This is a genomic window from Streptomyces sp. NPDC044106 (assembly GCF_056433985.1).
Genome location: NZ_JBWKFZ010000004.1, coordinates 411520 through 432458 on the forward strand (window position 1 = coordinate 411520; position 20939 = coordinate 432458).

The window sequence follows — 20939 nt, forward strand, 5'->3', positions numbered from 1 at the left end:
GCACCTCACGCCGGTGGCACCAGCCGGAACACCGGATGCCGCACCGCCTCCGCGGCGAACTCCTCGTCCGTCGAGTCGGCCGTCACGTCGAAGTACGCGCGAGTGACGGGGACTTCGTCCCAGTACTGCCGCAGCACCGGCACGCTCTCCGCCGGACCGAGCTCGACCACTCCCACACTCTCCGACCTGCCGCCCCTGCTGAGGCCCACCTGCCCCGCCGCACGCGCGTTGCGCACCCACTGGGCCACTCCGTAGGCGCCGACCACCCAGCGCTCGCCACCGGCGGACATGACGTCGACCGGAGTGGAGTAGAGCCGCCCGGACTTCCTTCCCGGCACGCTCAGGTTGTGCCGGTACCCCTTGCCGAGCCCGAGTGCGGTCATCGTGTGGAACACCCGGTTGATCACACGCGTGCCGAACGACACGCGGTACGTCTTCGCCATCACCCCTCCTTGATCCGAACTGTCGGAGCTTAGAGCCTGGCGAAGACAGGCCCTTACGGCGCGTGCCACGGCAGCCGGGTGTTTCCCCCGCGTACACGGGGCACCCGGATCGCACACCGACAGGCAAGGAGGTTCACATGACCACCGCACGCGAGATCATGACTCCGGGCGCGGAGTGCGCCGGGGCCGATGAGACGGTGCTCCGGGCGGCCGAGAAGCTCACCGAACTGGGTGTCGGGGCGCTGCCCATCTGCGGCACCGACAACCGTCTCAAGGGCGTCATCACCGACCGGGACATCGTGGTCAAGGTCCTCGGCAAGGGCAAGGACCCCGCCAAGGTCCTCGTGGGTGACCTCGCGCAGAGCGAGGCGGTGACCATCGGCGCGGACGACAGCGTCGACGAGGTGTTCGCGACCATGACCAGCCACAAGGTGCGCCGGCTGCCCGTGATCGACGGCCGCGACCTGGTGGGCATGGTCGCGCTCGCCGACGCCGCCCGCGCCCTGCACGACCCGAAGGCCGGGCAGCTTCTTGAGGCGCTCTCCACGGACTGATCCGCGCGCCCCGGGACCATGACGAACAGCCGCCGTGGGACGGGCCACCCGTCCCACGGCGGCGGGCTGCGCACCGGGCCGTCGGCGCCCCGCATGCCCGCTCGCGCGGGTCGGCCTAGGCTGAGAGCCTGTCTTTGAACCCCCGGGGCCGCACCGCTTGCCACCCCCAGGACCTGGGCACCGAGGACCCCGAGGAGGAACCGCATGCCCATCGCCACGGTCAACCCGGCCACCGGTGAGACCGTCGAGACCTTCGACCCGCTTGCGCCCGACGAGATCGAGCGCCGCCTCGCGACGGCGGAAGCCGCGTACGCCCACCACCGCACCACCGAATTCGCCGAGCGCGCCCGGCTGCTCCACCGCGCCGCCGATCTCCTGGAGGAGGACACCCCGGAGATCGCCCGCACCATGACCACCGAGATGGGCAAGCCGGTGAAGGCGGCCAGGGCCGAGGCGGCCAAGTGCGTCAAGGCCATGCGCTGGTACGCGGAGCGCGCCGAAGGGCTGCTCGCCGACGAGCATCCCGCCCAGGACGATGTGACCGACTCGGGCGCGTCCCGGGCGGTCGTCCGTTACCGTCCGCTCGGCGTCGTGCTGGCCGTGATGCCGTGGAACTTCCCGCTGTGGCAGGTCGTACGCTTCGCCGCCCCCGCCCTGATGGCGGGCAACGTCGCCCTGCTCAAGCACGCGTCGAACGTTCCGCGCACCGCCCTCTACCTCCAGGACCTCTTCACCCGCGCCGGCTACCCGGAAGGCTGCTTCCAGACGCTTCTGATCGGCTCCGGCGCCGTCGAGGACGTCCTGCGCGACCGACGGGTGGCCGCGGCCACGCTCACCGGCAGCGAGCCCGCGGGCCGCTCGGTGGCGTCCGTCGCGGGCGACGAGATCAAGAAGACCGTCCTCGAACTGGGCGGCAGCGACCCCTACCTCGTTTTGCCCAGCGCCGACGTCGAGCGCGCCGCGACGACCGCGGTGACCGCCCGCGTGCAGAACAACGGCCAGTCCTGCATCGCCGCCAAGCGCTTCATCGTGCACACCGACGTCTACGACGCCTTCCGGGACCGATTCGTCTCCGGCATGCGGGAGTTGACCGTCGGCGACCCGATGGACGAGGGCACCGACGTGGGCCCGCTCTCCTCGGAGCAGGGCCGCGACGACCTGGAGGAACTCGTCCAGGACGCGCTGGGCCGGGGCGCCACCGCGCTGTGCGGCGGGCAGCGGCCCAAGGAGCAGGAGCGGGGCTGGTACTACTCCCCGACCGTGCTGGCGGACATCACCCCGCAGATGCGGATCCACCGGGAGGAGACGTTCGGCCCGGTGGCCACGCTCTACCGCGTGGCGAGCCTGGACGAAGCCGTGGAACTGGCCAACGACACGCCGTTCGGGCTGAGTTCCAATGTGTGGACCCGCGACGATGCGGACGTCGAGCGGTGCGTACGGGACCTCCGGGCGGGCGGCGTCTTCTTCAACGGCATGACCGCCTCCCACCCCGGCCTCCCCTTCGGCGGCGTCAAGCGCTCCGGCTACGGCAGGGAACTCTCGGGCCACGGCATCCGCGAGTTCTGCAACGCGACGACGGTGTGGCACGGCAGCGACTGACCGAGCGCGGGCACGAGAAATCCCGGGGCGCCCTCTTGGCACCCCGGGATACGCGTGCGAGACCGTCCGCCCACCGTTCGACGACAGGCCCTCAAGCCGTCAGCAGCTCAAGCCGTCAGCAGGGAGTCGTCCAAGGTCCGTGCGCCCGGCAGCCGGTGGCCCGCCGCGACGACGGCGGCGTCGATATCGCTGGTGCCGGTCGCCAGGCACAGGCTGTACACGATGTCCTCGTACGCCTGTCGGCTCTCGGCACTGCCCTGGTCGGCGCGGAGCACGGCCAGGGCCTTGTAGCGCTCCAGCAGGTCTTCCAGTACGACGGGGTGCGCCAGCAGCACTAGGGGCCTCCCTCTGGGTCGGGGGTGATGATCGTCGGGGATGAAGATCACTCTGCCTCCCGTCTGCCCGCCCGCGCCGACTCGAATCACTACAGCCGTGTGCGTTTGTTCAGCCGGTTTTTCGTGGGCAGACTCGTGATGTGAACGCGTCGAACAGCGAGGCAGAGGCAGGGAACGGACCCGGTACGCGCGCCCCGGGCGACGACCGTCGCGAGACGGAGAGCGAGCGCGCCGATCGCCGCTGGGGAGAACTGATCCAGGAAGTGCGGGTGGCGCAGACCGGTGTGCAGATCCTGTTCGGCTTCCTCCTGACGGTCGCCTTCACTCCACGCTTCGCGCAGCTGAGCGACACCGACCGCACGATCTACGTCGTGACGGTGATCCTCGGCTCGACGGCGACGGGCGCCCTCATCGGCCCGGTCTCCTTCCACCGCATCGTCTCGGGTCGCAAAATCAAGCCCGAGGCGGTGGTGTGGGCGTCCCGCCTCACGTTCATCGGTCTCGTCCTCCTGCTCGGCACGCTGACGGCCGCCCTCCTGCTCATCCTGCGCGTAGCCACCGACAACGCCGTCGTGCCCTGGCTGGTGGCCGGTGTCGTCACCTGGTACCTGCTGTGCTGGTTCGTGCTGCCCGCGTGGGCGCGGCACCGGCACACGTCCGCGGACTGAACCGAGCCGGGCTCCGGGGGGCTCAGGTATCGGTGTTCTTGCCGACGTACAGCTCGGCGAAGGCCGCCGCGCCGGTCGGCGAGCCGAGGAGTCTGCGCAGGCGGGCACCGGCGTGGCGGTGGTCTCCGGGGAAGCGGCGCCTCCCCCTCCACTGCGCGCAGGTGTGGATCACCGCGCCGGGGGCACCCAGAGTCAGGACCGAAGCAGGCAGCAAATCCGCACTGTTCACGAAAAGTCACCACCTGTCACCGTTCGAGTGGTGGGCGACCGCGAACTGGCGGAGCGTGGAAGGAGGAGCGCCCTCGTGGAGTTCCCGCAGACGGGAGATGCCGCATGACCACGCACACACGCACACCGATGCCGACGACGGCCCGCCCGGCGCCCCTGCTCACCCTGCCGGGCGTCTACGCGCCGCAACACGACACCGCACTGCTGGTCCGCGCGCTCGACCGGGAGGGCATCGACGACGGCACCTCCGTACTGGACCTGGGAACCGGCTCGGGCGCACTCGCCGTGGCGGCCGCCCGGCGGGGGGCCCGGGTCACGGCCATCGACATCTCCTGGCGAGCGGTGCTCACCGCCCGGCTCAACGCACGGCTCAGCGGCCAGTCGGTCGCCGTGCGCCGCGGCGACCTCACTGCCGAAGTGCCGTCCGGACCGTACGACCTGGTGGTCAGCAACCCGCCCTACGTGCCCTCTCCTTCGCCTCGGCTGCCCCGGCGCGGGCCCGCCCGCGCGTGGGACGGCGGGCCCGCGGGCCGGTTGGTCGTGGACCGCGTCTGCGACGCCGCTCCCCGGGCCCTGCGGCCCCGAGGCGTCCTGCTGATGGTGCACTCCGCGCTCTGCGACGTGGACGCCACGCTCGACCGGCTCGCGTCGCGGGGCATGGACGCGGAGGTCGCCGACCGGCGGTCCGTCCCCTTCGGCCCGGTGCTGCGATCGCGCCAGGCGTGGCTGCGGCGCCGCAACCTCATCGGCGCCGACGAGACGAGCGAGGAGTTGGTGGTCGTCCGTGCCGAACGCCGCTGAACGCCCCCGCCGCGTCACGGTCGACCCCGAGGGGCCGCTTCTGGTGGAGGGGCCCGTCGAGGTGGTCGCCGACGACGGGACCGTCTCCGTCTCGCGGCGTTTCGCCGTCGCGATCTGCACCTGCCGACGCAGCCGCACCTACCCGTGGTGCGACACGAGCCACCGCCGGCGGGTGAAGCGCCGGCAGGAGGACAATCCGTCCACGACCGACACCGAGGAGCCGGAGGCCTCGTCATGACCGCCCCCGCCGCAACCACCACCACGGCCGCCACGACCGCCGCCGAATCCCCCCACCACAGCCCCGAACTCCCCGCGCCCCGCGGCGAATTGTCCCGCGACGTCCTCACCGCTCTGCGGGGCGGCGGCCCGGTCCCCGAGCCGCGCGAGGCCGAGCGGGCCGCCGCGTACGGAGAAGATCTCCAGCTCACCCTCTACCTCCTCTACGAGCTCCACTACCAGGGGTTCTCCGGGGTGGCCGAGGAGTGGGAGTGGGACCCGGACCTGCTGGCCCTGCGGCGCACGCTGGAGCGGCGCTTCCTGAGCGCCCTGCACGCCGACGTGCCCCGCTGCGAGGACGCCGAAGAGGCCCTGGCCGCGCTCCTCGTGGAACCCGTCGGGCACGACGCGGCGAGCGTCAGCCACCACCTCCAGCGCGACGGCGAGGCGTGGCAGGTCCGGGAGTACGCGGCGCTGCGCTCCCTGTACCACCTCAAGGAGGCCGACCCGCACGCCTGGGTCATTCCCCGGCTGCACGGCCGGGCGAAGGCGGCGATGGTGGCCATCGAGTACGACGAGTTCGGTGCGGGGCGCCCCGAGGAGATCCACGCACGGCTCTTCGCCGACCTCATGACCGACCTCGGCCTGGAGACGGCCTACGGCCACTATCTCGACGCCGCCCCCGCCGAGGTCCTCGCCACCGTGAACCTCATGTCCCTGTTCGGTCTGCACCGTGCCCACCGCGGGGCGTTGGTCGGTCACTTCGCCTCGGTCGAGGTGACGTCCTCGCCCGGCTCGCGGCGGTTGGCCGCGGCGCTGCGCCGGATCGGCGCGGGGCCTGCCGCGCAGCGCTTCTACGACGAGCACGTGGAGGCGGACGCCGTGCACGAGCAGGTGGTGCGCCGGGACGTCGTCGGCGGTCTGCTGGCCGCCGAACCCGCTCTCGAAGCCGACGTCGCCTTCGGCGTGCGCGCGACCGGCTTCCTGGAGGACCGCCTCGCCGCCCGGCTCCTCGACGCGTGGCGGGAAGGGCGGAGCGCCCTGCGCACCCCGCTGCTGCCCGACGGGCCGCAGGCGTCCGGCTGAGCCGTCAGCCGCCCTCGACGCCGGTCGCGTCGTGCGCCGCCCCGACCGGCTTTGACTCCGGTGATCCGCGCTGGCGCAGGTAGACGGAGAAGACGGCCATCGATCCGACGGCGAGGAGTTCGGACTGCCAGTTCTGCAGGGTGCGGCCCCAGAAGTCGGCGGCCCCGAGGTACTGGAACCAGCTGATCGGCGCCTGCAGTTCACGCAGGTGCTCCTCGTTGTACGCGGCGACGCCCGCCACGGACTGGGCCAGCCAGGAGAGCAGGAAAAGGGTGCACATGACGATGCCGAGCGACCTGGCGTACCAGGCCTGGCGCAGGCCGCCCACCGAGGCCCAGCGGGGCGATTCGGGCCTCGCGTGCGCGCCGACTCTCTGCCGCTCGTCGGACTCCGGGCCCGCCTTGTCGACCTCCTTGGACTCTGGCGAGCCCCGCTGGAGCAGCCAGACCGTGCCGAAGATGTAGAGGAAGAACTGCAGGTACTCGGACTGCCAGTTCTCCGTCACGTCCACGGCGAAGTCGGAGGTCATGACGTAGCCGCCGAAGCTCACCGGGGCCAGCTCGGCCGCGGTGAGCTGATTGTTGAAGTCGGCGTGCCCGGCGATCGCCTGTCCGGCCAGGCTGAGGAGGAACCCGGCGCCGAACGCCAGGGCGAGGCCGTTGTCCCGCAGGAAGCGCCGTGCCCGCCTCACCGCCGCATCAGCCCAAGCGCCAGGCAATAGGCAAGACCGGCCGTCACCATCAGCAGATACAGCAGGAACATCGTCCGCATCCGTCACCCGCCCTTGATCAGACACTGGTACGGCTTCTCGGGGCACGCGGTGCAGCCGGCGGCCGTGACCTTCCAGCCGCGCGGGAAGGACGACAGGAAGAGCGTGTCGCGGTCGGTCACGACGCGTGCCTGGCGCCCGTACACGTCGACGTGCCGCACCTTGGTCGCCGTGGGCAGTCCCGCGTCGGGCAGGGCCCGTGCGCAGGGCAGTCCGGCGGACTGCTCCAGTTCGTCGAGCGTGCCGGGTGCGAGCTCCCGGCAGCCGCGCGCGGCGTCCGGGGTCCGCAGGCTCGCCTCGAAGCGGGTCACCGCCCGGGCGGCGGCGTCCTCGCGTGCCGTGACGCCACCGCATCCGGCGAGCGCACAGCACAGCAGCGCCACGGCCACGCACTGTCTTGTTCCGCGCACCGGCTCCGCGCTCCTTCACTGCACCGTCGGTCGGTGGCTGCCGCACCGCGACGGGAACGCGTGCGGATACGGGTCCTTCCGACGATGCCGCACCACTGTCCGGTGGGTGGAAGAACCTCGTGGTCCGACACGCGGGCATACGCCCGATCGGAGCGCACCCGGTGCACCCGGTCAGGCGTCCTCGGCGGGCGCGCCGTGTTCGACACCGGTCAGGCGCAGCTGTACCTCGACCTCCTGGTCGCCGGAGACGGTGCCGACGGTCGAGACGACGAAGGCGGATTCGAGCGCCTCGCGCAGGCGGGCCACCGGGACGGGGCCGCCCTGGAGGTCGGCGGTGACGGAGCCCGCGAGCAGGACTCCCCGGGCGGGGCGCGGACTCCCGGCGACCCGGAACTCGCCGGTCCAGACGGCGGGCGTCTCCTGCTCGGTCTGGCGGGGCGCGTCGGCCCCGCGGTCGGTGGGGAAGTGGGAGCGCAGGACGGTGAAGACGGTGTCGGCGTCGGCCACCGAGCACTCGCCGAGGACCACTTGGACGAGGTCCGCGGAGGACGGGGGCAGGGGGTCCGGGGCAGGTGTGGCGGGGCTCGCTGTGTTCTGCACGGTGTCTCCTTGGGTGGTGGGCTCCCGGCGCGTCACAGTTCCCGCAGCGCGGGCAGCAGCTTGCGCTCGGCCCAGTCGATGAAGGGGCGCTGCTGGTCGCCGCCCACCTGGACGAGGGCGATCTCCGTGAAGCCCGCCTCGGCGAAGGGGCGTACGGCTTCGACGAAGTCGTCGACGTCGTCTCCGCAGGGGATCTGCTCCGCGATGTCCTCCTTGGTGACGTACTGCGTGGCACCGGCGAAGGCCGCGGGCCCCGGCAGCTCGGCGTTGACCGGCCAGCCGCCGACGGACCAGCGGAACTGGTCGTGGGCGCGGGCGATCGCCGCGTCCTTGTCGGTGTCGTAGCAGACGGGGAGCTGACCGACCCGGGGCTTGCCGCGGCCCCCGTGCCGGTCGAAGGACTCGACGAGGTCGGCCTTGGGCTCGGTCGCGATGACGAGGTCCGCGTACTTCCCGGCCAGTGCGCAGGAGCGTTCGCCGGAGACGGCGATGCCGATGGGTGGCAGCTCGTCGGGGAGGTCCCACAGGCGGGCGTTCGCCACGTCGAAGTGGGTGCCCTCGTGGTTGACGTTGTCGCCGGTGAAGAGCGCGCGGATGATGCCGACGGCCTCCTCGAACATGTCGAGGCGGACCCGGGCGGAGGGCCAGCCGCCGCCGACGACGTGTTCGTTGAGGTTCTCGCCCGAGCCGAGCCCCAGCCGGAAGCGGCCCTCGGAGAGCAGCTGCATCGTCGCGGCCTTCTGCGCCACCACGGCGGGGTGGTAGCGGGTCGTCGGGCAGGTCACGTACGTCATGAGCGGAATGCGCGCGGTGGCCTGCGCCGCCGCGCCGAGCACGCTCCACGCGTACGGGGAGTGCCCCTGCGAGGTGAGCCACGGAAAGTAGTGGTCGGAGGTGACGGAGAAGTCGAATCCCGCCTGCTCCGCCGCGACCAGATCATCGACGAGCGCGCGCGGTCCGGCCTGCTCGGTCATCATTGTGTAGCCGATTTGCACCATAAATGAACGGTTTGCCGAACCGCCTCCGCTGAAACCTCCGCCGGACTGTTGTACTACCGGACGGCTGCATACGCGGTGCGGGGGTACGGGAGGGATCCACAGCACGACGGAACAGAGAGGCAGCCACCATTGCGCACCGTAGGAGTGGAGGAAGAACTCCTCCTGGTCGACCGTAACAGCGGCGAGCCGCGAGCCCTTTCCTCGGCGGTCCTGGCGCGAGCCGCCAGGAACACCGCGGAGAACCCGGACAGCGAGAAGCAGGAGACCGACTACCGCGAGCCCGAGGACGAGGCCTTCGAGAGGGAACTCCACGGCCAGCAGCTCGAATTCGCCACGCAGCCGCGGACCAGCATGGACAGCCTCACGGAGGAGGTCGTCCGGTGGCGCGCGGACGCGGCGCGGCACGCAGGTGACGTGGGCGCCTCGGTCGCAGCCCTCGCCACCTCGCCCCTGCCGGTGAGCCCCGCGGTCAACACGGGCAGCCGGTTCCAGTGGATGGAGGAGCAGTTCGGGCTGACCACGCAGGAGCAGCTGACCTGCGGCTGCCACGTGCACGTGTCGGTCGACTCGGACGAGGAGGGCGTGGCCGTCATCGACCGCATCCGGCCCTGGCTCCCGGTCCTGGTCGCCCTGAGCGCCAACTCACCCTTCTGGCAGGGGCACGACAGCCTGTACAGCAGCTACCGCAACCGGGTGTGGGGCCGCTGGCCGATGGCAGGCCCGACCGAGCTCTTCGGCTCAGCCGAGCGGTACGAGGAGCAGGTCCGCGACCTGGTCGCCACCGGCGTGCTGCGCGACCGGGGCATGGTCTACTTCGACGCACGCCTCTCCCACCGCTACCCCACCGTGGAGATCCGGGTCGCGGACGTCTGCCTGGAGGCGACCTCCACCGTCCTGGTCGCGGCTCTCGCACGGGGACTGGTCGAAACGGCGGCGCGCGAATGGCGGGCCGGCCGGCCACCGGCGGCGCACGCCGTCGGCCTGCTGCGCCTCGCCGCCTGGCGGGCAGCGCGGTCCGGTCTCGACGACACCCTGCTCCACCCGCTGACCATGCGGCCCGCGCCCGGCCACGAGGTGCTGCGGGCGCTCATCGACCACGTGCGCGACGCGCTCGAGGACAGCGGCGACCTCGACATGGTCACCACGGTGGGCGGGAACCTGCTGGAGCACGGCAACGGCGCCCGCGTCCAGCGGGAACTGCTGGCCCGGACGGGGAGCCTGAGCTCGGTGGTCGCGGAGTGCGTGCGCCGCACCCAGGCGGGGTGAGCGCGAAGAGGTGACACGGTGCGGCCTGCGGTATAAGGGAAGTCCGGGCAGGGAAGTCCTCGCAGGGCAACTCCGACCCGTACAGCAACTGACCCGTGTCGAACCCGGCGGCCCGGGTACCGGTGCTACCTGAAGCAGGGATCGTCGGAGACCGGCGGCCTGCACGGTGAGTGCAGCGCGGCCGGGGTCCGGAAACGGAGCAGCAGGTGACGCCGAACGCAGAAGACACCACTCGCGACGCACAGAAGCCGGTGACGGAACTGCGTCCGACAGGAGGAACCGCCGCAGGACCGGTCGGGGGCTCCCCGCACCACGAGATGTGTGCCGAGGAGCTTCCGCCCGATCTCAACCAGGCCATCCTGGAGGCGACCAAACAGGTCGCCGCCATCCTCAAGAGGCGCGAGCACGACTTCGCCCTCGCCGGCAGTGTCGCGGTCTACGCCCACGGCGGCACCGGCAACCTCCAGCACGACGCCGACTTCTGCATCAAACCGGAGGACGCCGCAGCGGTGGCGGCCTCGCTTGAGGAGGCGGGGCTCCCGGTGTACGCGCCACCGGAGGACTGGCTGCTCAAGGCCAAGTGCCTCGGCCAGGACATCGACCTCATCTTCCGGCTGGCGGGCGAGCCGGTCACCACGGAACTCCTCGGCCGCGCCGCGCAACTGCCGGTCGACTCGGTGCACATGCCGGTCCTGGCGCCCACCGATCTCGTACGGGCGCTGCTCGCCGCGTTCTCCGAGCACCACTGCGACTTCGGCGCCGTGCTGCCGATCGCGCGGCAGCTGCGCGAGATGGTCGACTGGGAGGCGCTGCGCGACGAGTACGGCGACATGCCGATGCCCGCCGCCTTCCTCTTCCTGCTGGAACGGCTGGAAGTCATCGCGCCGCGAGAAGGAGACCGATGAACGACCAATCCAACGTCGAGTACCGCATCGCCCACCTCAAGGACCGGCTCGCCGCGGAGGAACCGGGTGAGCTGGGCATGCGCGTCGAGGCCCGCGGATCGTCCGTGATGGTCGTCGGCACCGTGTCCACGGCGCAGTGCCGCGAGGAATTGCTGCGCACCGTGAACGAGGAACTGGCCGGCCTGACGGTCCACTTCGATGTCGCGGTGACCGACGCGACGGCCCCGGACCACTCGGAGGAAGTGACATGATCCGCATCGCGGCCGTGGGGGACATCCATATGGGGCTGGAGAGCCAGGGAGTGCTCCGGCCCGCCTTCGAGACGCTCGACGACTGCGCGGACCTGCTGCTTCTCGCCGGGGACCTGACCCGCCACGGCACCCCCGAGGAGGCGCGGGTGGTCGCCAGGGAGGTGACCGGCCTGCCGGTGCCCGTGGTGGCCGTGCTCGGCAACCACGACCACCACGACGAGCGGCCCGACGAGGTCACCGCGATCCTGCGCGACGCGGGCGTACGCGTCCTCGAAGGGCAGGGCACGGTCGTCGAGGTCGACGGGGCCCGGGTGGGCGTCGCCGGCACCAAGGGCTTCGGCGGCGGCTTCGTCGGCCGCAGCGGCAGCGAGTTCGGCGAACCGCTGATGAAGGAGTTCATCCGGTACACCCGCCACTGCGCCGAGGGCCTGCGGACCTCGCTCGACGAACTGGCCGAGCAGGGCTGTGACACACGGGTGGCGCTGACGCACTTCGCGCCCGTGCCCGACACCCTCGCGGGCGAACCCCTGGAGATCTACCCGTTTCTCGGCAGCTACCTCCTGGCGGAGGCGGTCGACGCGGCGGGCGCGAACCTGGCCGTCCACGGCCACGCCCACGCGGGCACCGAACACGGGATCACGAGCGGCGGCGTACCGGTGCGCAACGTCGCCCAGCCCGTCATCCGCAAGGCGTTCAACGTCTACCACCTGCGCGGCGACCACGCCGCGGAACCGGCGTCGGCCGCGCGCAGCGCGACGTAGTCGGCGGGCCCGCCGACCGGTGCGGCCGTTCCGGTCGGCAGGTGGAGCCGGTTCAGTGCCCCTCGATGGTTCAGTCCCCTCGGTGGTTCAGTCCCCCTCGGCCTCGAAAGTGCGCAGCAGATCGGCGGCGACGCTCACGGCGATCGTCGCGGGTTCCTTTCCGGTGATGTCCGCGAGACCGATCGGGGTCTTGATCCGGTCGATGGTGGCCTCGTCGTGGCCGCCCTCGGTGGCGAGGCGGCGGCGGAACCGCACCCATTTGGCCGCCGACCCGATGAGTCCGACGGAGCCGAGGTGGGGCGTGCGCAGGGCGGCGTCGCACAGCGCGGCGTCCTCGGCGTGATCATGGGTCATGATCAGCACGTGGGTGCCCCGGGGCAGCTCCGCGAGGACCTCCTCGGGCAGCAGCGGCGTGTGATGCACGTGCACCTGCCCCACCGCGTCCGCGAGGACTCCGAGACGCTTCTCGGTGAGAATGTCGGAGCGGGTGTCGACCAGATGGAGGTCGAGGTCCTGACGTGCCAGGATGCGCGCCAGTTCCAGCCCCACGTGCCCGACGCCGAAGATCGCCACGGCCCTTGCCACCGCCAGCGGTTCGAGCAGTACCGTGACCGTGCCGCCGCAGCACTGCACGCCGTGCCGGTTGGTCACCTTGTCGTTCAGGGCGAAGTCCATCAGCTCCGGCTCCGGCTCGGCCGCGGCGATCATCTCCCGGGCCCGGTCGATCGCGACGGCCTCGACGTTGCCGCCGCCGATCGAGCCCCAGGCGCCGGTCTCCCCCACGACGAGTTTCGCGCCCGCGTCGCGCGGGGCGTGGCCGCGCACGGCCGCGACGGTCACCAGCACGCCGGGCTCCCGGCGCGCCCGCAGCCGCCCGACCGCCGCGACCCATGACATGTCAGGCACCGCTCAGTACTTCGGCGTCGCTGCGGATCCCGCCGTCGGCGGCGGAGCCGTCGCCGGAGACCTCGTGCCGACGGGCCGCCTGGATCGCCCAGTACACCGCTTCCGGCGTCGCGGGTGAGGCCAGCTCGACGCCGGCCCCGCTCGGCCCGAACGCGGCGGCCGCCTGCCGCAGCGCCTCGCGCACCGAGAACGCCAGCATCAGCGGGGGCTCGCCGACCGCCTTGGAGCCGTAGACCACGCCGTCCTCGGTGGCGTTCTCCAGGAGCGTGACGTTGAACTCCTCGGGCATCTCCGAGAAGCTCGGCAGCTTGTAGGTGCTCGCGGCCTGGGTGAGGAGACGTCCACGGTTCGGCCCCTCGCCGCTGTCCCAGCGCAGATCCTCGAGCGTCAGCCAGCCCGCGCCCTGCACGAATCCGCCCTCGACCTGGCCGATGTCGATCATCGGGGAGAGGCTGTCGCCGACGTCGTGCACGATGTCCACCCGCCGGATGCGGTACGCGCCCGTGAAACCGTCGACCTCCACCTCGGCCGCGGCGGCGCCGTAGGAGAAGTACTTGAACGGCGTGCCGTGGAACAACTTCGCGTCCCAGTGCAGCCCCTCGGTCCGGTAGAAGCCGGCCGCCGACAACTGCACCCGCTGGAAGTACGCGGTGCGCACCAGGTCGTCCCAGGCCAGCGCCTTGTCACCGCCCAGGGAGCGTGCGACGCCCCCGACGATGCGTACGTCCGACGCGTTCGCACCCAACTGGACCGCGGCCACCTGCGACAACCGCTCGCGCAACTGCTCACAGGCGTTCTTCACCGCCCCGCCGTTGAGGTCGGCCCCCGCGCTCGCGGCGGTGGCGGAGGTGTTGGGCACCTTGTCGGTCCGGGTCGGGGCGAGCCGCACCTTGTGCAGCGGGATGCCCAGCGTGGTCGCGGCCACCTGCAGCATCTTGGTGTGCAGGCCCTGGCCCATCTCGGTACCGCCGTGGTTGATCAGGACCGAGCCGTCCTTGTAGATCAGCACCAGCGCGCCGCCCTGGTTGAAGGCGGTGAGGTTGAACGAGATGCCGAACTTGACGCCGGTCAGCGCGAGGGCCCGCTTGGTGTGCGGGTGCGCGGCGTTGAAGGCGGCGATCTCGCGTCGGCGGTCGGCGATGCCGCCGTTCTCCTTGACCTTCTCCCAGACGGCGGAGATCCGCTCGTGCTGGGTGACCGGCTGGCCGTACGGTGTCGTCTGACCCTGCCGGTAGAAGTTGCGCTCGCGCAGCTCCATCGGGTCGAGGCCGAGCAGTGGCGCGCACCGGCCCATGATGTCCTCGATCACCAGCATGCCCTGCGGCCCGCCGAAGCCGCGGAACGCGGTGTTGGAGACCTTGTTGGTCTTGGCGATGCGGCCCGCGACGCGCGCGTTGGGGATCCAGTACGTGTTGTCGATGTGACACAGCGCACGGGCCACCACCGGTTCGGAGAGGTCCAGGCTCCAGCCGCCGTCCGCGGTCAGGGTGGCGTCCAGGGCGCGGATGCGGCCGTCGCCGTCGAAGCCGATCCGCCACTTCGCGTGGAACCCGTGCCGTTTGCCGGACATGGTCAGGTCCTGGGTGCGGTTGAGCCGCAGCCGGACCGGCCTGCCGGTCAGTCGGGCGCCGAGCGCGGCGACGGCCGCGAATCCGTGCGGCTGCATCTCCTTGCCGCCGAACCCGCCGCCCATGCGCAGACATTGCACGGTCACCTCGTGGCTGGGCAGCCCGAGCACGTGCGCGACGATCTCCTGCGTTTCCGAGGGGTGCTGGGTGCTGCTCTGGACGAACACCTGCCCGTTCTCGTCGACGAGGGCCAGCGCCGCGTGCGTCTCCAGGTAGAAGTGCTCCTGGTCGGAGAAGTGGAACTCGCCGGTGAACACGTGCGCGGAGTCGGCGAGGCCCGCGTCGACGTCGCCGGTCACCATGACGGGCCGTGCCCCGTGGAAGCTTCCGGCCGCGATCGCCTCCTGAAGGGTGATCAGGGAGGGCTGTTCGTCGACGGTCACCTCGACGGCCGCCGCGCCGAGCCGGGCCGCCTCCAGGGTCTCGCCGAGCACCCAGGCGACCGCGTGGCCGTGGAACATGACCTCGTCGGGGAAGAGCGGCTCGTCGTGCTTCATCCCGGCGTCGTTGACGCCCGGCACGTCGGCGCCGGTCAGCACGCGCACCACGCCGGGCACGGCGAGCGCGGGCCCGGTGTTCAGCGCGGTGACCCTGCCGCAGGCCTTCATGACCTGGACCGGGTACGCGTGCAGCACGTCCTTGGTGCGCTGGACCAGGTCGTCGGTGTAGAGCGCGGTGCCGGTGACGTGCTGGTACGCACTTTCGTGCGGCATGGGGACGCCGACGACGGGCTTTTCGGGGCGTTCGGACAACTGGCTCATGACGAAACCGCCCCGGTGGTCCGCGCGTACGACTTCAGCAGGCTCTGACCGAGCATCGCGGAGCGGTAGCGCGCGCTGGCGCGGTGGTCGTTCATCGGTGTTCCTTCCTTCTCCAGCAGCCTGGCCGCGGCCCCTACGGTCCCGGCGTCCCAGGGTCTGCCCTCCAGGGCCGCCTCGACGGCGAGCGCGCGAAGGGGCGTCGCGGCCACGCCGCCCAGGCCGATCCGTGCCTTGCGTACGATCCCGTCGTCGATGTCGAGCGCGAAGGCGACCGCGACGCTGGAGATGTCGTCGAAGCGACGCTTGGCGATCTTGTGGAAGGCCACGACCGGCGACAGCGGCAGCGGGACGCGCACCGCGCGGATCAGCTCGCCGGGACGGCGCACGCTCTGCCGGTAGCCGGTGAAGTACTCCGCCAGCGGGACCTCGCGCTCGCCGTCGGCGTCGGCGAGCACCAGGGACGCCTCAAGGGCGAGCAGCGCCGGCGGGCTGTCGCCGATGGGAGAGCCGGTGCCCAGATTGCCGCCAAGAGTCGCGCTGTTGCGGATGAGCCGGGACGCGAACTGCGGGAACAGTTCGGCCAGCAGCGGTATGCGGCCGTCGAGGCGGCGTTCGACCTCGGTGAGCGTCAGGGCGGCCCCGATCTCGACGTGGTCGGACGCGACGCGCAGCCCCCGCAGTTCGGGCAGCCGGTCGACGGCGACCACGACATCCGCGCGGCGGGAACGGATGTTCACCTCGACGCCCCAGTCCGTGGATCCCGCGACCACCACCGCGTCGGGCCGCTCGCGCAGCAGCCGCAGCACGTCCGCGAGGGTGGCCGGTCGGTGGAACGCTTGGCCGTCCCTGGTGTACTCGGTGGCGACCGGCGGGGGCGGAGCCTGCTCACGGCGCCGGGCCAGGGGGTCGTCGTCGGTGGGCGTGCCGACGGCGAACGCGGCGTCGCGAATGGGGCGGTAGCCGGTGCAGCGGCACAGGTTGCCGCTCAGGGCGTGCAGGTCGAAGCCGTTCGGCCCGTGCTCGGCGTCGCCGCTTCCGGTCGGCACAGCGCTCGCCGCGTCGGCGTGCGCGCAGCGGTCGGGCCGGTAGTACTCGGACGCCATGCTGCACACGAAACCCGGTGTGCAGTACCCGCATTGGGAGCCGCCGCGGGCCGCCAGCTCCTCCTGCACCGGGTGCAGGGTGGCAGGTGTGCCGGGTTCGCCGGCGGTGGCGAGGCCTTCGGAGGTGATGACCTCCTGGCCGTCGAGCGCCGCGGCCGGCAGCAGGCAGGCGTTGACCGCCACCCAGTCGGTGGGCTTGTCCACGCCTGGCCGGGCGACCAGGACCGAGCAGGCGCCGCATTCGCCCTCGGCGCAGCCTTCCTTGGTGCCGGTGAGGCCTTGCTCGCGCAGGAAGTCCAGCGCTGTGGTGTGTGGCGGAGCCGGTGAGAGCAGTGCTTCTTCCCCGTTGACCGTGATCCGGGCCTCTGTCATGACAGGCCTTCGTTCCGGTGCGCGGTCGGTCGCTTCATGATGTTCGCCAATTTCGGGCAGCTTTCTGTGTTCAGGCGCGCCGGACGAGGAGAGGGGCGCAGGACGGCACGCGACGGTGGCGCGCCGAAGGAGAAGAGGAAACCGAAGAGGAAGAGGGAAGGGCGGGCCCGAAGACCCGCGACGTGCCGAGGGCGGGCAGCCACGAACGTGCCACGTACGGGCACAGCAGAACGGCGTACTCAGGCGCCGTGTGCGATGCGACCCGGGACCCAGACCGTGCGCTGGGCGAGGCGACCGAGATCGGAGTCGGTGTTCATCCGCTGGTCGCCCCCTTTCGTCAGCAACAGGTCGACGGCCACCGCAACCTATGGGCTGGCGCCACCGGGGTCAAGAGGGGAACGGGACGGCGGCAGCGGGGGCCGGGCACCGGATGGCGCCGCCGTACCGTTTGCCGGTCTCCCATGATCGGCTCAGACTTACGGCGACACGGCTTTCTCTCGGCAGGCAAGAGGAGAAAAGCTCCATGGTGAAAGGCCACTCGCGCGGCGCTCCCCGAAAGCCCCGCGCGACGGAGGGCGAATCGCGCGCCTCGCATTCGGCGACCGACCGTATGGCACGCACGCTGCTGCGCCGCAGGAAGAAGGCGCTGAGCAGCGGGGACATCATGGTCTCGGACCGCCCGAAGGTGCGGCGCGCCGTCACGGCGGCCGCACTCGGAAACACCATGGAGTGGTTCGATTTCGGTGTCTACGCCTATTTGGCGGGCACCATCGGCAAAGTCTTCTTTCCCTCCAGTTCGCCGGGCGCGCAGGTCGTCTCCACGTTCGCCACATTCGCCGCGGCATTTCTCGTCCGCCCCTTGGGCGGTCTCGTGTTCGGGCCGCTCGGCGACCGCATCGGCCGACAGCGGGTGCTCGCCGCGACCATGATCATGATGGCTGTGAGCACCTTCGCGGTGGGCCTGCTGCCGACGTACGCCTCCATCGGCTTCGCCGCCCCGCTCCTGCTCCTCCTGTGCCGCCTCGTCCAGGGCTTCTCCACGGGCGGCGAGTACGCGGGCGCCACCACCTACATCGCCGAGTACGCCCCCGACCAGCGGCGCGGCTTCCTCGGCAGCTGGCTCGACTTCGGCACCTTCGTCGGCTACTCGCTCGGTTCGGGCCTTGTCACGGTGCTCACCCTGACGCTCGGGACCGACGGCCTGGAGAGCTGGGGCTGGCGCATCCCGTTCTTCGTCGCGGGACCGCTCGGGCTCATCGGTCTCTACATGCGGATGAAGCTGGAGGAGACCCCCGCCTTCCAGCAGGAAGCGGCGGCGTCGGCGGCCGAGCGGGAGACGGAGGCCGAGGAGGGTGAGAGCGACCCGGTCGAGCAGGCCCGCCAGTCGGGCCAGGGCCGCCTCAGGGAGATCTTCTCCCGCCACTGGCAGGCGATCCTGATCTGCATGGGCCTCGTGCTGCTCTACAACGTCACCAACTACATGGTGACGTCGTATCTGCCGACGTTCATGACGGTGACGCTCGGCGAGAGCGACACGACCGCGCAGCTGCTGGTCCTCGGCACCATGCTGCTCGTGGTGCTCGCCATCACCACGGTGGGCCGCAGCTCGGACCGGTGGGGCAGACGGCCGATGTTCATGGTCGGCAGCATCGCGATGATCGCCCTGGCCGTTCCCGCGTTCCTGCTGATCCGCGAGGGCGGCATCCTCCTGCCCGCGTTCGGCTGCGCAATCCTCGGCCTGCTCCTGGTCTGCTTCGCCGGTACGGCCGCGGCCACGCTGCCGGCCCTCTTTCCCACCCGGCTGCGCTACGGAGCCCTGTCGATCGCCTACAACATCTCCGTCTCCATCTTCGGCGGCACCACCCCGCTGCTCGCCTCGTTCCTGGTCGACACGACGGGCAACACGCTGGTCCCGGCGTTCTACCTGATGGTGGCCGGGGTGATCGGTCTGATCTCGACCTTCTTCCTCCACGAGACGGCCGGCCGCCCCCTGCGCGGCTCCGGCCCCATGGTCGAGACCCACGACGAGGCCCGCGAGATGGTGGCCCGCAGCCGATCGGAGGCGGGCCGCCACGCACGGGACGTATGGCTGCGGCTGTGGCATCCGCGCGGGGGCGGGCGGGGCGGCTCCAAGGGCCGGAGGGGGGAACGGCACGGTCGGGAGTGACAGGCCACAGGCTTTCCGAGTGCAGAAGGTGCCTCCCGGCGTCCCGACGGCTGAGCGAGGCGTCCCCCACACGCACCTCCGCCGTCGCTCCGGCCGCATCCGTCGCCGGTTCTTCCTTCTCGCGCACCGCACGGAAGCGGCGGCCCTAAGCTCCCCTAGCGGATGACAGTTGGTCACGTGAGTGACCGCTCGCGGGCAACGGGGGGACGGGACCACATGACCGTCGAGGAGTACTGGAGCAGGAGCGACGACGAGCTGTACGCCTTGCTGGGAGCGGAGCTCCTGGGTGCGGGCGTGGGGCTCTCCCCCGCTGATGACGAGGACAAGCGCCGGTTCGGGCAGCAGTGGTTCGCCAACAAGCACCGGGAACTGCAGAGCAAGATCTGTCATCACGAACGGGCCCAGGCACTCATGGGCACCACCGGTTCGGACCGGCTCCTCGACGCCTACGCCCTCCAGGAACTGCTCCAGCAGTCCATCGGCGACCCCATGACCGCCACCCTCATTGCCGTCCTCGTCGCCAGAATCGGACTCGGTACCTTCTGCCACAACGCGCCCGCGCGCCCATGAAGACCCTGGCGGACCGCAAGCGCGCGCTCCTCCAGGCGGACCGCGAGGCGGCGCTGGCGGAGAAGCGGCGGCAATTGCGGGAACTCGGAGCCCACGACCTGCTGCGACGGGTCGACGACTACTCCACCGACTGGCGACAAGACCCTGGGTACAAGCCGGGCACCGACCTGTCCGTCGGCTTCGTGGACATGGTGGGCGAGGAGTTGAGGGCCGCGATGGCCGACCTCGGGGCGAGCGCCGCCCGGCTCGACTCGGTACGCGTCGTCACCACGCTCGACCAAGCCGTGTCGGCCCAGATGACCCCCTTCGCCGACGGTTCGGGCCTGGTCATCGTCGCCGACGGGATCTTCGGCATGTGCTCCAGCTACTGCCAGTACCTCGCTCTCTGCGCCGACAAGAGGTCCCACGCCACGTCACGGCCGACGGCCCTCTGGCGGCTGCTGCGCGACCTGGGCAAGGGGGAGGTCTTCGGGTACGAGGACGTGCTCACCGCCCTGCTGCGCTACCACACCGCCCATCAGCGGGCCCTGGCCGTGTCGACGCAGTTGGGAGTGCGGCTCAGCCCGGCGGGTGAGCGGTACGCCTCGCAGCTCAGTCACCTCGCCTATCGCTTCGTCATCGGCCACGAGATGGCCCACCACGTTCTCGGACACTCCCACGGCCCGAGCGCGTTCGTGCCGGACGAGCACCTCCCGGCCTGCTCCGCGGACGACCGCAGGGAACGGGAGGCGGACCGGCTCGCCTTCCAGGCCACCAGACGGGCCAGTGAAAGGCAGAGCAACGGCCGGTGGGAAACCATGGTCATGCTGGAGCGGGCCACCATGGCCGCGCTGATGGCCATGATGGCCCTGCACGTGGCGGAGCGGACGGTGTTCGTCCACCGCGGTTGCACGCATCCCCCGGCCGCGGTCCGGACGGGCTGGCTGCTGGAGCAGCTCAAGCCGGGCAAGCAGCGATCCACACGCCGTCTCCTGTGCGTACCGATGAAGGCCACGGAGGCCGCCACCGATCTGTCGGAGCATGCCCGGCCCTTCTCCTGGCAGGCGTTGGACCCGGACCTGGTGTACAGCCCCATGCCCCGCTCCCACCTGGAGGCGATCGGCGAGCTCGACGCGCTGCAGTGCGAACCGGAGGACTTCCACGTCGCCTGGCTCGAACGGCACGCCACGGCCGACACCGCCTGGCTGGGCGAAGGAGCGCGGCTGGCCGCCGCCGGGGAACCGGTGCCCGCGCTGCGACGCTGGGGCGTGGACGAGGACACCGCCAGCACGCTGGGCGACCCTCAACGGGCGCTCACCTTCTACACGTTGAAGGAGCACATCGCCCGGTCCTTCACCGTGCGGGGCATCGCGGAACCGTGGGTGGCGCCACACGCGCTGGCGGCGGCCATGCTGATCGCCAGACGCGTGCAGCCGCGCCGAGCCCATCTCGCGCAGGGCCCGGGGTAAGCCGACCAGGAGCGCGCCGGACGCCGTCAAACATGGCGATGTCCACCGGGGCAGCTCCGCAGGCCCCCAAGATCACCGCCGGCGAACCACTGAG

General features: G+C 71.3%; 23 protein-coding genes. 13 read left to right on the forward strand and 10 right to left on the reverse strand.

Translation table 11 applies throughout. The features are described from left to right. Positions 1–5: 5 nt before the first annotated feature. Positions 6–443, reverse strand: coding sequence for a nitroreductase/quinone reductase family protein (locus tag AC07DI_RS09440; RefSeq protein ID WP_478903338.1), 438 nt, complete (start codon positions 441–443; stop codon positions 6–8). Between the two features lie 137 nt (positions 444–580). Here AC07DI_RS09440 and AC07DI_RS09445 point away from each other — a divergent pair, with 137 nt between their 5' ends. Together AC07DI_RS09445 and AC07DI_RS09450 are read left to right on the forward strand one after the other, a co-directional pair. Next, entirely contained in the window at positions 581–997 is a 417-nt protein-coding gene (locus AC07DI_RS09445) for a CBS domain-containing protein (protein WP_384247159.1), read from the forward strand. Between the two features lie 204 nt (positions 998–1201). Continuing rightward, positions 1202–2596: an NADP-dependent succinic semialdehyde dehydrogenase gene (locus tag AC07DI_RS09450; RefSeq protein ID WP_478903340.1), complete on the forward strand. Its 1395-nt coding sequence runs from the start codon at positions 1202–1204 to the stop codon at positions 2594–2596. A 107-nt stretch (positions 2597–2703) separates the two neighbouring features. On the opposite strand, the gene AC07DI_RS09455 is transcribed toward AC07DI_RS09450, so the two are convergent. Continuing rightward, entirely contained in the window at positions 2704–2931 is a 228-nt protein-coding gene (locus AC07DI_RS09455) for a DUF5133 domain-containing protein (protein WP_384247163.1), read from the reverse strand. 140 nt (positions 2932–3071) lie between these two features. On the opposite strand from AC07DI_RS09455, the gene AC07DI_RS09460 reads away from it, so the two are divergent. Next, positions 3072–3599 carry a DUF6328 family protein gene (locus tag AC07DI_RS09460; RefSeq protein ID WP_384247166.1) on the forward strand — a complete coding sequence of 176 codons (528 nt, stop codon included), beginning with the start codon at positions 3072–3074 and terminating at the stop codon, positions 3597–3599. 22 nt (positions 3600–3621) lie between these two features. Here AC07DI_RS09460 and AC07DI_RS09465 read toward each other — a convergent pair whose 3' ends face one another. Beyond that, entirely contained in the window at positions 3622–3828 is a 207-nt protein-coding gene (locus AC07DI_RS09465; RefSeq protein WP_384247168.1) for a hypothetical protein, read from the reverse strand. A 104-nt stretch (positions 3829–3932) separates the two neighbouring features. On the opposite strand from AC07DI_RS09465, the gene AC07DI_RS09470 reads away from it, so the two are divergent. From AC07DI_RS09470 to AC07DI_RS09480, 3 genes are read left to right on the forward strand one after another with little or no spacing between them, the layout of a single operon-like run. Further along, positions 3933–4628 (forward strand): HemK2/MTQ2 family protein methyltransferase, encoded by a 696-nt coding sequence (locus tag AC07DI_RS09470; protein ID WP_384247170.1) that lies wholly within the window; start codon positions 3933–3935, stop codon positions 4626–4628. After that, complete coding sequence (locus AC07DI_RS09475; RefSeq protein ID WP_478903344.1) at positions 4612–4866, forward strand: CDGSH iron-sulfur domain-containing protein; 255 nt, start codon at positions 4612–4614, stop codon at positions 4864–4866. Before AC07DI_RS09470 ends, AC07DI_RS09475 begins: the two co-directional genes overlap by 17 nt. Then, positions 4863–5930 carry an iron-containing redox enzyme family protein gene (locus tag AC07DI_RS09480; RefSeq protein WP_478903346.1) on the forward strand — a complete coding sequence of 356 codons (1068 nt, stop codon included), beginning with the start codon at positions 4863–4865 and terminating at the stop codon, positions 5928–5930. Before AC07DI_RS09475 ends, AC07DI_RS09480 begins: the two co-directional genes overlap by 4 nt. Before the next feature lie 4 nt (positions 5931–5934). On the opposite strand, the gene AC07DI_RS09485 is transcribed toward AC07DI_RS09480, so the two are convergent. From AC07DI_RS09485 to AC07DI_RS09500, 4 genes are all read right to left on the reverse strand, one after another. Then, the gene (locus AC07DI_RS09485; RefSeq protein WP_478903348.1) at positions 5935–6621 is read right to left on the reverse strand and encodes a DUF6766 family protein; all 687 of its coding nucleotides are present in this window, start codon (positions 6619–6621) and stop codon (positions 5935–5937) included. Positions 6622–6704: 83 nt separating this feature from the next. Beyond that, entirely contained in the window at positions 6705–7109 is a 405-nt protein-coding gene (locus AC07DI_RS09490; protein ID WP_478903350.1) for a hypothetical protein, read from the reverse strand. Positions 7110–7280: 171 nt separating this feature from the next. After that, on the reverse strand, positions 7281–7709 hold the full coding sequence (locus AC07DI_RS09495) for a hypothetical protein (RefSeq protein WP_478903352.1): 429 nt from the start codon (positions 7707–7709) through the stop codon (positions 7281–7283). A 32-nt stretch (positions 7710–7741) separates the two neighbouring features. Beyond that, positions 7742–8707 carry an LLM class F420-dependent oxidoreductase gene (locus tag AC07DI_RS09500; protein ID WP_478903353.1) on the reverse strand — a complete coding sequence of 322 codons (966 nt, stop codon included), beginning with the start codon at positions 8705–8707 and terminating at the stop codon, positions 7742–7744. Positions 8708–8836: 129 nt separating this feature from the next. Here AC07DI_RS09500 and AC07DI_RS09505 point away from each other — a divergent pair, with 129 nt between their 5' ends. The 4 genes from AC07DI_RS09505 to AC07DI_RS09520 all read left to right on the forward strand — a co-directional run bounded on the left by AC07DI_RS09505 (position 8837) and on the right by AC07DI_RS09520 (position 11890). Further along, positions 8837–9973, forward strand: a complete 1137-nt coding sequence (locus tag AC07DI_RS09505) for a glutamate--cysteine ligase 2 (protein WP_384247186.1) — start codon at positions 8837–8839, stop codon at positions 9971–9973. 206 nt (positions 9974–10179) lie between these two features. Continuing rightward, the gene (locus tag AC07DI_RS09510; RefSeq protein WP_384247188.1) at positions 10180–10878 is read left to right on the forward strand and encodes a nucleotidyltransferase family protein; all 699 of its coding nucleotides are present in this window, start codon (positions 10180–10182) and stop codon (positions 10876–10878) included. Beyond that, positions 10875–11129: a hypothetical protein gene (locus AC07DI_RS09515; RefSeq protein WP_478903355.1), complete on the forward strand. Its 255-nt coding sequence runs from the start codon at positions 10875–10877 to the stop codon at positions 11127–11129. Before AC07DI_RS09510 ends, AC07DI_RS09515 begins: the two co-directional genes overlap by 4 nt. After that, on the forward strand, positions 11126–11890 hold the full coding sequence (locus AC07DI_RS09520) for a metallophosphoesterase family protein (RefSeq protein ID WP_478903357.1): 765 nt from the start codon (positions 11126–11128) through the stop codon (positions 11888–11890). Before AC07DI_RS09515 ends, AC07DI_RS09520 begins: the two co-directional genes overlap by 4 nt. An 87-nt stretch (positions 11891–11977) precedes the next feature. On the opposite strand, the gene xdhC is transcribed toward AC07DI_RS09520, so the two are convergent. The 3 genes from xdhC to AC07DI_RS09535 are packed head-to-tail and all read right to left on the reverse strand — an operon-like array spanning position 11978 to position 16660. Then, the gene (gene xdhC, locus AC07DI_RS09525) at positions 11978–12787 is read right to left on the reverse strand and encodes a xanthine dehydrogenase accessory protein XdhC (protein WP_478903359.1); all 810 of its coding nucleotides are present in this window, start codon (positions 12785–12787) and stop codon (positions 11978–11980) included. A gap of 1 nt (position 12788) precedes the next feature. Beyond that, positions 12789–15185, reverse strand: a complete 2397-nt coding sequence (gene xdhB, locus AC07DI_RS09530) for a xanthine dehydrogenase molybdopterin binding subunit (protein WP_478903361.1) — start codon at positions 15183–15185, stop codon at positions 12789–12791. After that, entirely contained in the window at positions 15182–16660 is a 1479-nt protein-coding gene (locus AC07DI_RS09535) for a xanthine dehydrogenase small subunit (protein WP_478903363.1), read from the reverse strand. Before AC07DI_RS09535 ends, xdhB begins: the two co-directional genes overlap by 4 nt. A 610-nt stretch (positions 16661–17270) precedes the next feature. On the opposite strand from AC07DI_RS09535, the gene proP reads away from it, so the two are divergent. From proP to AC07DI_RS09550, 3 genes are all read left to right on the forward strand, one after another. Beyond that, positions 17271–18827, forward strand: coding sequence for a glycine betaine/L-proline transporter ProP (proP, locus tag AC07DI_RS09540; protein WP_478903365.1), 1557 nt, complete (start codon positions 17271–17273; stop codon positions 18825–18827). A gap of 216 nt (positions 18828–19043) precedes the next feature. After that, positions 19044–19397, forward strand: a complete 354-nt coding sequence (locus AC07DI_RS09545; protein WP_384247204.1) for a hypothetical protein — start codon at positions 19044–19046, stop codon at positions 19395–19397. Then, on the forward strand, positions 19394–20845 hold the full coding sequence (locus AC07DI_RS09550) for an ImmA/IrrE family metallo-endopeptidase (RefSeq protein ID WP_478903367.1): 1452 nt from the start codon (positions 19394–19396) through the stop codon (positions 20843–20845). Before AC07DI_RS09545 ends, AC07DI_RS09550 begins: the two co-directional genes overlap by 4 nt. Positions 20846–20939 lie beyond the last annotated feature (94 nt).

Bases quoted from the DNA above. Each gene is read 5' to 3' on its own strand.
- AC07DI_RS09550 (WP_478903367.1), top strand. From the start codon at position 19,394: ATGAAGACCCTGGCGGACCGCAAGCGCGCGCTCCTCCAGGCGGACCGC.
- AC07DI_RS09450 (WP_478903340.1), top strand. From the start codon at position 1,202: ATGCCCATCGCCACGGTCAACCCGGCCACCGGTGAGACCGTCGAGACC.
- AC07DI_RS09470 (WP_384247170.1), top strand. From the start codon at position 3,933: ATGACCACGCACACACGCACACCGATGCCGACGACGGCCCGCCCGGCG.
- xdhB (WP_478903361.1), bottom strand. From the start codon at position 15,185: ATGAGCCAGTTGTCCGAACGCCCCGAAAAGCCCGTCGTCGGCGTCCCC.
- AC07DI_RS09520 (WP_478903357.1), top strand. From the start codon at position 11,126: ATGATCCGCATCGCGGCCGTGGGGGACATCCATATGGGGCTGGAGAGC.
- AC07DI_RS09445 (WP_384247159.1), top strand. From the start codon at position 581: ATGACCACCGCACGCGAGATCATGACTCCGGGCGCGGAGTGCGCCGGG.
- AC07DI_RS09480 (WP_478903346.1), top strand. From the start codon at position 4,863: ATGACCGCCCCCGCCGCAACCACCACCACGGCCGCCACGACCGCCGCC.
- AC07DI_RS09515 (WP_478903355.1), top strand. From the start codon at position 10,875: ATGAACGACCAATCCAACGTCGAGTACCGCATCGCCCACCTCAAGGAC.
- proP (WP_478903365.1), top strand. From the start codon at position 17,271: ATGGCACGCACGCTGCTGCGCCGCAGGAAGAAGGCGCTGAGCAGCGGG.
- AC07DI_RS09500 (WP_478903353.1), bottom strand. From the start codon at position 8,707: ATGGTGCAAATCGGCTACACAATGATGACCGAGCAGGCCGGACCGCGC.
- xdhC (WP_478903359.1), bottom strand. From the start codon at position 12,787: ATGTCATGGGTCGCGGCGGTCGGGCGGCTGCGGGCGCGCCGGGAGCCC.
- AC07DI_RS09545 (WP_384247204.1), top strand. From the start codon at position 19,044: ATGACCGTCGAGGAGTACTGGAGCAGGAGCGACGACGAGCTGTACGCC.
- AC07DI_RS09440 (WP_478903338.1), bottom strand. From the start codon at position 443: ATGGCGAAGACGTACCGCGTGTCGTTCGGCACGCGTGTGATCAACCGG.
- AC07DI_RS09535 (WP_478903363.1), bottom strand. From the start codon at position 16,660: ATGACAGAGGCCCGGATCACGGTCAACGGGGAAGAAGCACTGCTCTCA.